Genomic DNA, 13,121 nt, shown 5'->3' with positions numbered 1-13,121 from the left:
CATGGACACCGCCGCCCGCCGCTACGTCATCGGTTTCTTCGCCTGCGTCTTCCTGGTGCTCGGCGCCGTCTCGCTCCTGAACTACCAGGTCGACCCCTACCTGCTGCACCAGTGGGACAGTCCCTTGGTGCAGCGCCCGCGCCAGCTGAACGAAAAGCTCGGCGCCTGGGCCAAGACCTATGCCGTGGCGCGCTACCGGCCGGCCATCATCTACATCGGCAATTCGCGCACGGAGCTGGGCTTGCCGACGGGCGTGCGTGCCCTGTTCGACGGCAAGAGCATCTTCAACAGCGCGGTGTCCGGCGCCTCGATCGGCGACGCCATCCGTCTAGCCGAGCATGCGGCCAGGGTCAGCCGCGTCGAGACCATGGTGTGGGGCATCGACGCGCCCACGTTTTCCCTGGACATGGGAGCGGCGCGCGTGGAGGACAGCCTGACGGGCGCCCGGCACGGCTTTTTCGCCCAGCGCGCCCTCGTCAACCTGAAGCGCGGCCTGACCCTGGACATGACGGAGGACAGCGTGCGCATCCTCACCGGCAATGCCGGCGATGTCTGCCGCTCGAACCTGGCCTTGTATGGGCAGCGCGACGAGACCTGCACCATCAAGGGGATAAGGCATTGGCTGGGAACAGCGGAAGCCATTCCCGTGCGGCTGCAGGAATTTGGCGATGGCCAGGGGCCGACGCCGCCATCGACACCGGCGTTTGATGCCAGCATGGCCAAGCTGTGTAGTAGCGGCGTGCGCCTGCGCATGTACATCAACCCCACGCACGCATTGACCTTGTACGCGCTGTACTGGCGAGGCAAGTGGGATGCCATGCAGGCCTGGCAGCGCGGCCTGGTGCGGATCGTCGAGCGCCACCGCCAGCACGGCTGCGACGTGCGCCTGTATGATTTTTCCGGCTTTAACAGCATCACGACCGAAGCGACCCCGCTCGTCAGCGGCAAGCCCGACATGCATTATTACTGGGAAGTGTCGCATTACCGGGACAATGTGGGCCGCTTGATACTGGCGCGCCTGTTCGGCGGCGGCACGCCGGCGCCCGCCGATTTCGGCGTGGAACTGACGCCAGCCAACGTCGACGCGCACCAGGCGGCCACACGCGCCGCGCGCGAGCGCTATCGCGTCGAACACGCGCGCGAAGCGGCGTATACGCAGCATGTGTTGGACGGACCGCTGATCCGGCGTTGATGCAATGCCCCGCATACGCCATTTCTCTACTCTCAAAGCCGACCATGGATACCAACGCCCGCCGCTATCTCGCCATCTTCTTTGCCTGCGCGCTGGCCGCGCTGGCCCTCGTTTCCGCCGTCAATTACCACGTCGATCCCTACTTGCTGCACCAGTGGGACAGTCCGCTGCTGCAGCGATTGCGGCCGACGACCGAAAAACTCAGCGTGTGGAGCAAGACGTATGCCGTGGCGCGCTACCGGCCAGCCATAGTCTACATCGGCAATTCGCGCACGGAAATGGGCTTGCCGGCGAGCAGCATGCGTACTTTGTTCGATGGCAAGAGCGTGTTCAACAGCGCCGTCTCGGGCGCCTCCATCGGCGAGGCCATCCGCCTGGCCGAGCATGCGGCCAGGGTCAGCCAGGTCGACACCATGGTATGGGGCATCGACGCGCCTTCTTTTTCCCTGGAACTGGGCTCGGCCGGCGTGGAGCCGGGCTTGACGGACGGCGGCCCCGCGTTTTTCGCGCGGCGTGCCTTGCTCAACATCAAGCGCGGCCTGACTGTGGACATGACCCAGGACACTTGGCGCATCCTCAGCGGCACCTATGACGGCGTGTGCCTGTCCAGCCTGGCCTTGCTGGGCCAGCGCGACGAATCCTGCCTCACCAGCCGCAACCGTACCTGGACCGGCACGGCGCGCGCTTTCACGCCGCGTCTGCAGGAATTCGGCGACGGCCTGGGGCCCACGGCACCCGCGCTGCAAGCCTTCGATGTCAGCGTCGGCAAGCTGTGCCATGGCGGCACGCGCTTGCGCCTGTACATCAATCCCACGCACGCGCTTACGCTCGACGCGTTGTATTGGCGCGGCAAGTGGGAGGCCATGGAAGCATGGCAGCGCGACCTGGCACAGATGGCCGGACGCTACCGGCGCCAGGGCTGCGACGTGCGCCTGGTTGATTTTTCCGGCTTCAACAGCATCACCAGCGAGGCTATCCCGCAGGTGACGGGCGCGCGCGAGATGCGCTATTACTGGGAAGCATCGCACTACCGCGACAATGTGGGCCGCTTCATCCTGGCGCGCCTGTTTGGCGGCGAGTTGCCGCCGCCGGCGGACTTCGGCGTCGAGTTGACGGAAAGCGGCATCGCGGCCCATCAGGCGGCCACGCGCGCTGCGCGCGAGCGCTATCATGCGCAGCACCCCGAGGAAACCGCCTACCTGCGCCACGTGCTGACCTTGCCCCGCGAACCCAAATAGGCGGCCAAGGAGCCAGGCGTACGCCGCGTGGCAGGGCGCTTGCGCTATGATGATGTTTTGCCATCCAGCAAGTTCCAGGACACGCCATGAAAATCGCCTTCTTTGCCAGCCAGCCCTACGACCGCCGCTTCTTCGATGAAGCATTGCCGTCCCAGCCCGACGCGGACGGCATCGAACTGGTCTACCACAGCGCCTTGCTGAGCCAAGAAACCGCGATCCTGGCGCAGGGCGCTGACGCCGTCTGCGTCTTCGTCAACGACGTGCTCGACGCGCCAGTGCTGGAAGCCTTGCACGGCTACGGCGTGCGCGCCATCCTGCTGCGCTGCGCCGGCTACAACAATCTCGACCTGGAAGCGGCCCGGCGCCTGGGCCTGTTTGTTGCCCGCGTGCCTGCCTACTCGCCGGAAGCCGTGGCAGAATACACCTTGGCCCTGGTGCAGACGCTGAACCGCCATACGCACCGCGCCTACGCCCGCGTGCGCGAAGGCAATTTCTCGCTCGATGGCTTGTTGGGTGCCACTTTGCACGGCAAGACCGTGGGCATCGTCGGCACGGGCAAGATCGGCCTGGCCACGGCGCGCATTTTCACGGGCTTCGGCTGCACGGTGCTGGGCCACGACCCATATCCGGCGTCCGCGTTTGGAGAGCTGGGCACGATGGTGGAATTGCCGCGGTTGCTGGCCGAGTCCGACATCGTCTCGCTGCATTGCCCCTTGATGGAGAGCACGCGCCACCTGATCAGCGAAGCAACCTTGCCGCTGATGAAGAAGGGCGCCATGCTGGTGAATACCTCGCGCGGCGGCCTGATCGACACGGGCGCCGTCATCGAGGCCCTCAAATCGCGCCAGCTGGGCTCCCTGGCCATCGACGTGTATGAACAGGAAAGCAATCTGTTCTTCCAGGACCGCTCGTCCGACATCATTGACGACGACGTCTTCCAGCGCCTGATGACCTTCCCGAACGTGCTGGTGACAGGGCACCAGGGCTTCTTCACCATCGAGGCGCTGCGCGAAATCGCCGCCATCACCTACCACAACCTGGCATGCTTCCGCCAGGGCAAGGCGTGCGAGAACAGCGTATTAGCTGCTTGATGCCGGTTTTTTGGGCTTGGGCGGCGGCTTGGGTTTCGGCTGCGGCAAGGCATCGGCCGTGCGCCGCGCCAGCTGGGACAACCAGTCGCGCTCATCCCACAGCCCGCCATCGATGAGGAAATACGGCTTGGCTTGCGGGTAGGGCGGCGCTTCCTGCAGCGTGCCCATGGTACTGATCCAGGCGCGGCCCGCGTCCGTCGGCTTGATGAAGAGCTGGTCGTCGGCGACGATGGCGAACATCTTGCCGTCGCAATACAGGCCGTACTCGCCAAACATTTTTTTCGCGCTGATACCGCCCGCGCCCGCCATCTGGTCGAGCAAAAAATCCACCGTGCCTTGCTGTGATGCCATGTTTTCCTCCGTATGAAGGAATAGTGTAGCGCACTGGTCAGGACAGGGTGGTGCGGCTACACTACGGCCATTGATTTTTTTATATGACGTACTCCCCATGACACCCCACCATATTATTCATCGTGGCATCACCATCGCCACCCTGACGGCTGACCAGGCCGTAGAAACCCATTGCGCACCGGGCCATACGGCCATCCGTGAGCAGGCTGACGGGTGGTGGCTGTATTTTGTCGACGAGGACGGCAACGTCGACGGCTACGACAGCCCGTTCGCCAGCCACGCCGAAGCGCTGTGGGCGGCCAAGGCAGCAGCCGAGTTCAGCGCGCAATGAAGGGCAGTCCCTGGGCCTTCCTGGGCTTGCCGCAAGCGCCCGTGCCGGAAGCGGAGAGCGCGGAATACGGCGCTTGCCGCACCAAACTGCGCGGCAAGCGCCTGGTCTTGCGCGTGGCCAAAACCACGCCGACGAAAACCGGCCAGTTCGTCACAGTCTGGAAGCGCCCCCATCCCGACGCCGACATCGCCCCGCTGGATGAAGCGGACCCCGTCGATGTCGTCGTCATCGCCGTCGACGACGATGGCGCGAGGCACGGTTTTTTCATCTTCCCGCGCAGCGTGATGCTCGAACGGGGACTGATGTCGCGCGCCAGCACCGGCGGCAAGCGCGCGCTGCGCGTGTACCCGCCGTGGTGCGCCCCCGAGTCCGCACAGGCGCAGCGCACGCAGCGCTGGCAAACTGCGTGCTTTGTGCCTGCTGGCGATCAGTCTCGGCTGACACGGCTGCTGGACACCGGCTGAGGTTGCCGTTCAAAGGGCAGGTGCACATATTGAAGCGGATTAAAATGCGGGAAGGAAGTTTTTTGATGGAAAAGTTCGCTGACGCTATGGCCGATCTGCGAGATATTCGTTCTTTCCCGGCCCGGCGCAATGGCGCGGCCATGACTCTAGAGGAAAATCATGGCAGGGAAATTTTTGAGCCGAGGAGCGCTAGTCCAGTTTATCAAGAGTCAGGAACGAACTAATGCTATTCAGAAGCGCGATGGTGGTTTTGGTCGAAACTGGTCTGTCGTAGGGCGTGCTAGATTTTCCATCCGACAACCTGCTATGCTGGTCCGAACGGCCGGGTTCGGCCAGCATAGCAGACTTACCCAGTGTGCAGACTGATTTGTGTATTTACTGGTGGCAACAACGGAGCGACAGGCAAGCCACCGCAGCGGGTTTCCGCTTCGCCTCCACGGCATGAAGGCCGAGGTGCTGCGCAAAAAATCGACGATGAAATTGAATCAATGCATTTCCATTTTAATAACATTTGTTGGCAGTTTTATCGCATTTGCCTTCGTTTATTACCTGCTGGACCTTTCTTCAGGATTTCTTGTGCTAGGTCCTAACGGGAATAAGGAACCATTTTTCTTCAGGATAATGGATTTTCTTGATCGCGTTGGCGGCTTTTTTACCGGAGTTCCATTTCACAAAAGAAATGTCGGACGGGCAATCTTATTTTACGCAACAATATTTGCATTGTGGATAACCTTCCTGGATCACAAGAGAATGCAAAACCAAAAAAAGGACCGTAAATAATGGCTTTATTGCACAAATAAACTGAGAGTGTAATACCCCCTTACCCCCGATGGAATTAGGCCATAGCCACCGTCATCGGCGTACCGATGAATATTCTCATCAAGCCGGGCACCGATTCTTACACCAAACTGGACACCCAATGGCATTTGAATCCGGACACCATTTCTCTTAACCGACAGTCACTGGAGGTCGCCGTTGCTGACGACCATGATGTAGATGTTCTTGCCGCCGCCCCGCAAGGCATATGAAATGCTACGTATTTTCCAGATTGGCAACATGTTATCATTAGGCGCTACTGCAGAGTTCGGCCAAATGCGGACAGTCACGTAGCAGCTATGACTCATATGCAAAATGTTGTCCAGTTGCGAAAAAATATCTAAGGAGGTGGATAGAGTGCTTAACCAACGGGGGAAATACTGGTACGGACATAGTCAGGAAGACATTCGCGGAGAAGTTCTGCGCTATAGCAAGCGCAACGGATACTCTGCTCAATATTTTGCAGATGCTATATGCAGTTGTGGCAATCGTGAGTTTCAACTATCGTTGGACGACAACGAAGGCGCCGCTGTTCGTCGTTGCTCAAAATGTGGCATTCAGCACGCAATTGCAGACAGTGGCGATTATCTTGATGATGCGAAACTCGAAGAATGCGGCTGTCCATGCGAGAACGATAATTTGGAAATTACGGTTGGCGTTTCGCTATACGCGAATTCCGAAGACGTTCGGTGGTTGTACTTAGGATGCCGGTGCCCTCAGTGTGGCCTGACAGCTGTCTATGGGGACTGGAAATGTGAGTTTGTAGGTTACGATTTACTACTTCAAAAGGTCTGAGAGAATTCCGATCAGCGTACCTGCTCGGAAGCGGCGGCAGCCGGCCAGAAGCGGTCATTCAATTTATCGCCGTTCCGTATTGATAGAAAGCTCACGATGCTATCCAACGCGAGCAGTGCATGGGACCTAGACGAACTAGCTGCCCGCATGCTGAAAGTCGACCACGCCGGCGAGAACGGCGCGGTTCACATCTATGCAGGACAGATTTTCCTGGCCCGGCTCACGGCGCCGGGTTTAGTCGCTGAGCTTGCCGGCTACAAGGCTGATGAGGAACGACACCGCTCCGTATTCTGGGCCGAACTACAGCGCCGTGGACGGCCTCAATGCAAGAGCTATTGGCTATGCGGGATAGGCGGCTTTGCTCTCGGACTCGTCACGGGCGCCTTTGGCCGCCGAGCCATCGCTGCGACAACTGTCGCGGTCGAGCGCGTTGTGCTCGGTCATCTCCGGCGGCAGATAGATGCGCTGCGTGAAAAGGACGACGAAGCGGCGAGGACTATTGAATCGATCGTCCTTGACGAGCAGCAACATCATGATGACTCGGCTGCCCATGTGACCGATGACTCGTTATGGTCGCGGGTCTTGTCACCCGTCGTCCAAAGCGCCACCGAGGTAGTCATTTGGATCGGCATGCGTGCATAGCCCTAAGCGGCGCTTTGTTGTGCGGCGCAACTGTCCTAGTCGTTATCAGCAGCGTACTGTCGAGTACAATCGGCAGGGATCGGCCAATAGCGGCCGTTCAAGTTTGCGTAAGTGATAGCGCCGGTGTGGCGGTAGCCGTCAGATCAAACTGTCCTCAATGGAGCATAGTTTTCAATTCAAGCGATGTACTAATATATTCGAGGAAAAATCGATGGCACGGTTCCACGCTGCAGCGGCTTCTTTGCTCGCTATTTGTTCTTTACAGGTGGCCGCTCATGCAGAAGCTCTCTCCATCGATGCCACTGTACGCCAGAGTGTCATCGACGTGCTGCTCAAGCAGTTGAATGACTATTACGTGTTTCCAGAAGTGGCGGCAAGAATCGGTACGACTTTGCGTGCCAAGCAAAAGCGCGGCGGCTACGACAGCATCACTGATGCGGAAGTATTTGCCAACTTGCTTACCGCCGACCTCCGTGAGGCTGGTCACGATAAGCACCTGAGTGTGAAGGCCAGTGAAACACCGCGTTCTATCACAAGTTCGCCGGCGCCGGAACAGCGGGAAGAAATGCTCAAGCAGATGGTTGCTCGTGGCTATGGCATCGCGAAGATTGAGATTCTCGCAGGTAACGTAGGCTATCTCGACGTACACGGCTTTGACCGCATTAGTGAGGCTGCGCCGGCGATCACCGCAGCAATGATGCAGCTGGCAGACTGCGACGCTCTCATCGTCGATGTACGCAACAATGGCGGTGGGGACCCGGCTGGCGTCGCCTTTCTGAGTAGCTACCTGTTCGACCAGCGCACCCATCTTAATGATCTGTATTGGCGCGATGGCGACCGCATTGCTGAGTTCTGGACAGATATTAGCGTTCCTGGAAAGCACTACGGTCAACAAAATGCGGTCTACGTGCTGATCGGTCCGCGTACCTTCTCTGCCGGAGAGGAGTTCAGCTACAATCTCCAGCAACTGAAGCGTGCGACGCTGGTGGGTGAGGTGACTGGCGGAGGTGCCAATCCGGGGCGAATGCGAGAACTGAGTCCATACTTCGCCGCATTCATCCCCAATGGGCGCGCCATCAATCCCATTACGAAGACTAACTGGGAAGGCGTTGGCGTCACGCCCGATATCAGCGTGCCAAGTAGCCAAACACTCGTGACGGCACACAAATTGGCGCTTGAAAAATTAGCAGCGGCGAGCACCGATCCGGTGTACGCTGCGCGCTTGCGGGCAAAGTCGAGCGAGTTGACGCCATAGGAGCGGCTGCCGTACTACGTGTAGCTGTAGTAAGCAGCGGTTTATGCATCCGAAGCGTTGCTATGGTGGCGGCCTGAGACAAGTGGTGGATTCTTGGCGCCAAGTACCAATGGCACCGGCCGTACGACCGCGTAAAATCGGCCAGAAGCAGCCGTTCTCCCTATGACTGCAACCGGCCAAGAGCCGACATCCATTCGCAAAAATGTTTTCCCGATGCGGGAGGATTTTCTAGAGGCCCTGCGCATGACGCTTCCAAAAAAACATAGTCGCCCATTGGTAGTTGATGGCGAGCATTTCCGCTACATCATTTCGAACTCACGCACTCGCAGTGAGGGACTGTTCCGCCTAAATCTGACCGTTCAAATTGCCGCCGGGCGGGGCCAGGTGTTAAAAGCGACAGGTTGGTTGACACGGGATTTTTGGGTCGATTTCCCTGTGATAGAATCGCCAGGTAGTTACGTAGCTATACGCCCAGTACACGTCGCTTCTATAGTTAGGAGTGCCCTTGATTCTGGTTGGCGCCCCGGGAATGCAAACACGCCCTTTCTATTTTCGATCAATTCAGATGAGCTAGACCTTTAACAGTAGAGGTCTCGTCCGGGCCTACGCCGGCAGACGTCGAGCTGTAACGGCATTGTCCGCTTTGGGGCGCAAGCGGACGCTGCACCTGGCCATTAGTCGCCCCTCGTCGAATTGTAAATTAGTAAGGAATAATGACAGGATGTTCGCTTTATCAGAAAAGATACGCCCAATTTTTGAACAGGCGGGATGGGTTCCTCATGATCGTTATTGTGGTCCGCAAAAGTCGCCCAGGCAGGTGGCGCTTGCGATTTTGAGCGACTTCGGTGGTTTGAACGTGGGGAGCACTGGTGCCGGTATCGAGATGGCGAAAGGCGATATCAGTTTTTTTAACGGCCTCAAGCCCGAGGCGAATGCTGTACTGCGCCGTTGGCGGAATCAGACTGGGGACGTGGAAGCGGTGGCGAATGCCCATCACGACCACATCATCGTTTTTGTCGGTGTCCATGGCTTTTATGCCTTTACGGATCCCGACGACCAGCTGTACCACCTTGGTCCGGATTTTTCCGTCGCCATGGAAAAATTGCTTCTCGGTGTAAGCTTGGGGAAACCCCTGGCGGGGTATTAGGCGGCAGCGGCCTGCTGCCGCTGGCCTTTCCTGGCGGGTTAGCGATTTTGGACAATTAATGCCGGAACTTAGGCCGGCGGGAATGCATATCGGCTACCTTGCATGCACGCGCCTAGCCGGCCGCAGGCCGCCTTGCCGCTTGCTACTCGACCTTGCTCACCACATAACGGTACTTGCCCGACGCCTCCGCCGCGATCTCGTCGACCTCCTCAATATTGACATCCACTCGCGCGCCCAGCCTGGCCCGGAAGCCGCTGACGATGGCGCTGCGCGTGGCGTCGTCCAGGCGCGGCAGGCAGACGAGCAGCACGCGCGTGCGCAGCAGGGTTTCTTGGATGATCTTGAAACTGCGCACCTGCGGCAGTTCGCGCACGATGTAGACGAGGGCCAGGCCGTGCATGACGGTACCGTCGGCGGCCGTGAGGAAATCCGTGCTGCGCCCTTCGATCTTCTGCAGCAGGGGCAGGCCGCGGCCGCAGGCGCAGGGCTGCGTGCCCAGCGCGCCCACGTCGCCGGTGGCGTAGCGGATGAAGGGGTAGTCCTGCGTGGCCAGGTGGGTCACGACGATGTCGCCGGTGGCCCCTGGGGGCAGCGGCTGGCCTTGGCCATCAACAATTTCCACGATGATGTCTTCGGCCGTGATGTGCATGCCGCCGTCCGGGCATTCGTGGGCGATGAAGCCCGCGTCGCGCCCGCCGTAGCCGTTGGCGACGGGGCAGCCGAAGGCGGCGGCGATCTGCGCGCGCTGCTCGTCGTACAGGCGTTCGGCCGTGACGAACGCCACTTTCACGCCCAGGCCGTCGAGCGGCAGGTCGCGCGCCGCGGCATGGCTGGCGATGCGGCACAGGGCCGACGGGTAGCCGAACAGCATGCGCGGGCGCCAGCGGCGCAATTGCCGCACGTAGCCGTCCAGGCGCGCGGGAGACATGGCGAACGCGGGCAGCAGGGTGGTGCGCAGCAGCGTGTCGCGCAGGCGGCGCAGGCGATCCTGCGCATGCAGCTCGATGGGCGAACCCCACAGCACGGCTTCGCGGTCGCCGATATCGACGCCCCACCAGCGCGTGGCACGCCACTTGGCGGCGATGTCGTGGCTGACCCTGCGCCGTCCCAGGAAAAACTGCAGCGGCTCGCCGCTGGAGCCGCCCGTGGCGAACGGGCGCAAGCCCACGGCGCGAGCGGACTTGAAGCTGTCGCGCGCACTGGCGATGTCAAGCTTGCGCAGCAGCGGCAGGCGCGATAGATCGGTCAGTTGCCGCACCTGTTCAGGGTTGAAACCGCTGCGGGCGAACAGGGCGCGGTAGTAGGGCACGTGCGCGCCCGCGTGGCGCAGCAGCGCGCGCAGGCGCGCCAGCTGCCACTCTTGCAGCTGCTCCGCGCTCCACCACTGCGAGCGCTCCAGCCGGCGCAGCAGGCGCGCGCTGTGGTGGCCCTTGAGCCATTCATGCAGGGGAAACAGCCAGCGGGCGACGCAGCGCGTGTAGACACCGGGGCGCGGCGCGGCGCGGATGCGGCGGTAATGGGCGGCCAGCCTGGGGGCGATACCGGGCCAGCCGAAGGCGGCGGCGTGCGCCAGGCCCGCCTCTGCCAGCGCGTGCGCGCGCGGCGGGTCGCGCAGCAGCGCCAGCATGGCCTGCGCCATGGCGGCCGGATCGCCGGGCGGCACCAGCAAGGCCGTCACGCCGTCCTGCAGCAGCGCGGGGATGCCGCCCACATTGGTGCTGACGACGGGGATGCCGCAAGCCAGCGCTTCGAGCACGGAATTGGGCATGTTGTCGGCCAGGCTGGGGTTGAGGACGATGTCGCTGGCATGGTACAGCGCCGGCATGGCCGCGTTGTCGACGGGGCCGGCGAAGCGCACGGCATCTTTCACGCCCAGCGATCTGGCCAGACGCGCCAGCGTCGCGCGCTGCGGCCCGCCCCCGGCCAGCACCAGGCGCGCCGCGGGAAACGCCTCGCGCACGATGGCGAAGGCGCGCACGGCGCTGGCATTGTCGTACAGCTGTTCCAGATGGCGCGCCACGAGGATGCACGGGCCGGCGTCGCCAGGCGCACGCGGCGCGGCCGGCGCAAAGCGCTGCAAGTCCAGCACGTTCGGCACGATGTGGGCAGTATGACCATATTGCTCGAAGACGCCGGCCAGGTAGGCCGACGGCACGACGATGGCGCTGGCGCGGCGCAGGCTGAACGCCACCAGGCGCGGCGAACGGGCGAAAAAGGCGGCCGCTTCGCCGCCCCGGTAATTGAGCAGGGCAGGTTTACCTTTCAGGCTGGCGATCCACAGCGCGGGGGCGGCCTGCAGATGCCAGGACCAGCCGGAATTGGCCATGATGTGGAACAGGTCGACCGTATTGGCGGCGCGCCACAGGCGCCACAGGTGCGCGGGCAGGCGCAGCGCGGCGCGCAGGTAGCGGATGCGCGCCAGCCACGGCGGCAGCATGGGGCCGTTGACGGCCAGCAGCTGCACTTGCGCGCCGTCCTCGCGTAGCTTGCGCGCCAGTTGCGCCGTTTGATTCGCCATGCCGCCGGCCGGCGGCGGCAGCGGGCCCACCAGCGCGATGCGCAGGCCCGTGAAGATCATGGCACGACTCCGACCACACCCGCCGCCACGCGCGCATACACGGGTGCATAGTGACTAACGCTGGCGCTCCAGCTGCGCTCTGTCTCGACGAACGCACGCGCCTGGCGCCGGAGCAGCGGCCAACTGGCCGGTGCCAGCAGCAGGTTCAATATTGTCTGCGCCAGCGCCCCGGCGTCACCGGCGCGAAACAGCATGCCCGTCGCGCCATGCTCGATCAGTTCGCGGTGGCCGCCCACGTCGGACGCCACCACCAGGCGGCCCTGCGCCATCGCCTCGAGCGGTTTCAATGGCGTCACCAGCTCGGTCAGGCGCATGGGCAGGCGCGGATACACGCAAATGTCGACCAGCTGATAATAGCTTGCCACTTGCGCATGCGGCACTCTGCCCGCGAAGACCACGGCATGGTCTATACCCAGCTGCGCCGCCAGCGCCCGCAGCGCCGCTTCCTGCGGTCCGCCGCCGGCCAGCAGCAGGCGCAACGCGGGCTGCGCCGCCAGCATGCGCGGCATGGCGCACAGCAGCAGGGCCAGACCTTCGTAGGCATAGAAAGAGCCGATGAAGCCGATGACCAGGTGGCCATGCAGGCCCAGTTTGTGCGCCAGCCAGAGGTCGTCGGGCGCGGTGATGTTGAAGGCGCCGGTATCGACGGCGTTCGGGATCACCGTGATTTTATGCGCGGGCACGCCGCGCGCGCATAGTTCGCGCCGCAAGCCGTCGCAGATCGTGGTGACGGCGTCGGCGCGGCGCAGCGCATAGGTTTCCAGCGCGCGCGTGAGACGGTAGCGCAAGCCGCCGGGCCGGCTGCTGCCATGGTCGGCCGCCGCGTCCTCCCAGAAGGCGCGTACTTCGTACACGACGGGGATGCCCAGCGCGCGGCCCACATTGAGAGCCGCGATGGCGTTCAGGGCGGGCGAATGCGCATGCAGGATGTCGGGCCTGGCTTGCCGTGCCAGCTGGCGCAGGCGCACGGCCAGGCCTATGATCACGGCTACCTGCCGCAGCACGGGCAGGCGCGCCCACCAGTGGCTGGCGGGCGCCGTGCGGTAGAAATGCCAGCCGTCGACCAGCTGCTGCGCGCCATCTGCCTGTCCCTGCTTGGCGCTGGTCAATTGCGTCGTGTGCCAGCCCAGCGCGCGCTGCTGCCGCAGGATGGCCAGGGTGCGGAAGGTGTAGCCGCTGTGTAGCGGCAGCGAGTGGTCGAGGATGTGCAGGATGCGCATC

Annotated in this window: 13 protein-coding genes; 10 read left to right on the top strand and 3 right to left on the bottom strand. The window is 62.3% G+C overall.

Annotated features, from left to right (window positions below; genetic code table 11):
- Position 1 precedes the first annotated feature (1 nt).
- The 3 genes from GYK42_RS18580 (at position 2) to GYK42_RS18570 (ending at position 3,521) form a co-directional block, all read left to right on the top strand.
- The gene (locus tag GYK42_RS18580) at positions 2-1,192 is read left to right on the top strand and encodes a hypothetical protein (protein WP_166448708.1); all 1,191 of its coding nucleotides are present in this window, start codon (positions 2-4) and stop codon (positions 1,190-1,192) included.
- 44 nt (positions 1,193-1,236) lie between these two features.
- Positions 1,237-2,430, top strand: a complete 1,194-nt coding sequence (locus GYK42_RS18575; RefSeq protein ID WP_166448707.1) for a hypothetical protein — start codon at positions 1,237-1,239, stop codon at positions 2,428-2,430.
- An 86-nt stretch (positions 2,431-2,516) separates the two neighbouring features.
- Positions 2,517-3,521 (top strand): 2-hydroxyacid dehydrogenase, encoded by a 1,005-nt coding sequence (locus GYK42_RS18570; RefSeq protein ID WP_166448706.1) that lies wholly within the window; start codon positions 2,517-2,519, stop codon positions 3,519-3,521.
- On the opposite strand, the gene GYK42_RS18565 is transcribed toward GYK42_RS18570, so the two are convergent.
- On the bottom strand, positions 3,510-3,872 hold the full coding sequence (locus GYK42_RS18565) for a TfoX/Sxy family protein (RefSeq protein WP_166448705.1): 363 nt from the start codon (positions 3,870-3,872) through the stop codon (positions 3,510-3,512). The genes GYK42_RS18570 and GYK42_RS18565 overlap by 12 nt on opposite strands.
- A gap of 97 nt (positions 3,873-3,969) precedes the next feature.
- Here GYK42_RS18565 and GYK42_RS18560 point away from each other — a divergent pair, with 97 nt between their 5' ends.
- The 7 genes from GYK42_RS18560 to GYK42_RS18530 all read left to right on the top strand — a co-directional run bounded on the left by GYK42_RS18560 (position 3,970) and on the right by GYK42_RS18530 (position 9,322).
- The gene (locus GYK42_RS18560) at positions 3,970-4,203 is read left to right on the top strand and encodes a hypothetical protein (protein WP_099408574.1); all 234 of its coding nucleotides are present in this window, start codon (positions 3,970-3,972) and stop codon (positions 4,201-4,203) included.
- The gene (locus GYK42_RS18555; protein ID WP_166448704.1) at positions 4,200-4,667 is read left to right on the top strand and encodes a MepB family protein; all 468 of its coding nucleotides are present in this window, start codon (positions 4,200-4,202) and stop codon (positions 4,665-4,667) included. The genes GYK42_RS18560 and GYK42_RS18555 overlap by 4 nt, the downstream gene beginning before the upstream one ends.
- 369 nt (positions 4,668-5,036) lie before the next feature.
- Complete coding sequence (locus GYK42_RS18550) at positions 5,037-5,447, top strand: hypothetical protein (protein ID WP_166448703.1); 411 nt, start codon at positions 5,037-5,039, stop codon at positions 5,445-5,447.
- 86 nt (positions 5,448-5,533) lie between these two features.
- A complete protein-coding gene (locus GYK42_RS18545; protein WP_166448702.1) occupies positions 5,534-5,695 on the top strand; it encodes a hypothetical protein in 162 nt (53 codons plus the stop codon).
- A 730-nt stretch (positions 5,696-6,425) separates the two neighbouring features.
- On the top strand, positions 6,426-6,920 hold the full coding sequence (locus tag GYK42_RS18540) for a demethoxyubiquinone hydroxylase family protein (RefSeq protein WP_166448701.1): 495 nt from the start codon (positions 6,426-6,428) through the stop codon (positions 6,918-6,920).
- Between the two features lie 211 nt (positions 6,921-7,131).
- Positions 7,132-8,175: a S41 family peptidase gene (locus GYK42_RS18535; protein WP_166448700.1), complete on the top strand. Its 1,044-nt coding sequence runs from the start codon at positions 7,132-7,134 to the stop codon at positions 8,173-8,175.
- Positions 8,176-8,896: 721 nt separating this feature from the next.
- A complete protein-coding gene (locus tag GYK42_RS18530; protein ID WP_166448699.1) occupies positions 8,897-9,322 on the top strand; it encodes an SUKH-3 domain-containing protein in 426 nt (141 codons plus the stop codon).
- Positions 9,323-9,464: 142 nt separating this feature from the next.
- Here the strand turns inward: GYK42_RS18530 and GYK42_RS18525 are convergent, their stop codons facing one another.
- Positions 9,465-11,900: a glycosyltransferase gene (locus tag GYK42_RS18525; RefSeq protein ID WP_166448698.1), complete on the bottom strand. Its 2,436-nt coding sequence runs from the start codon at positions 11,898-11,900 to the stop codon at positions 9,465-9,467.
- Complete coding sequence (locus tag GYK42_RS18520; protein ID WP_166448697.1) at positions 11,897-13,120, bottom strand: TIGR04063 family PEP-CTERM/XrtA system glycosyltransferase; 1,224 nt, start codon at positions 13,118-13,120, stop codon at positions 11,897-11,899. The genes GYK42_RS18525 and GYK42_RS18520 overlap by 4 nt, the downstream gene beginning before the upstream one ends.
- Position 13,121 lies beyond the last annotated feature (1 nt).

Origin of the sequence: Janthinobacterium lividum (assembly GCF_011601275.1) — a bacterium.
Lineage (GTDB): Bacteria > Pseudomonadota > Gammaproteobacteria > Burkholderiales > Burkholderiaceae_D > Janthinobacterium > Janthinobacterium lividum_E.
This window is presented reverse-complemented; position numbering and strand designations above follow the sequence as displayed.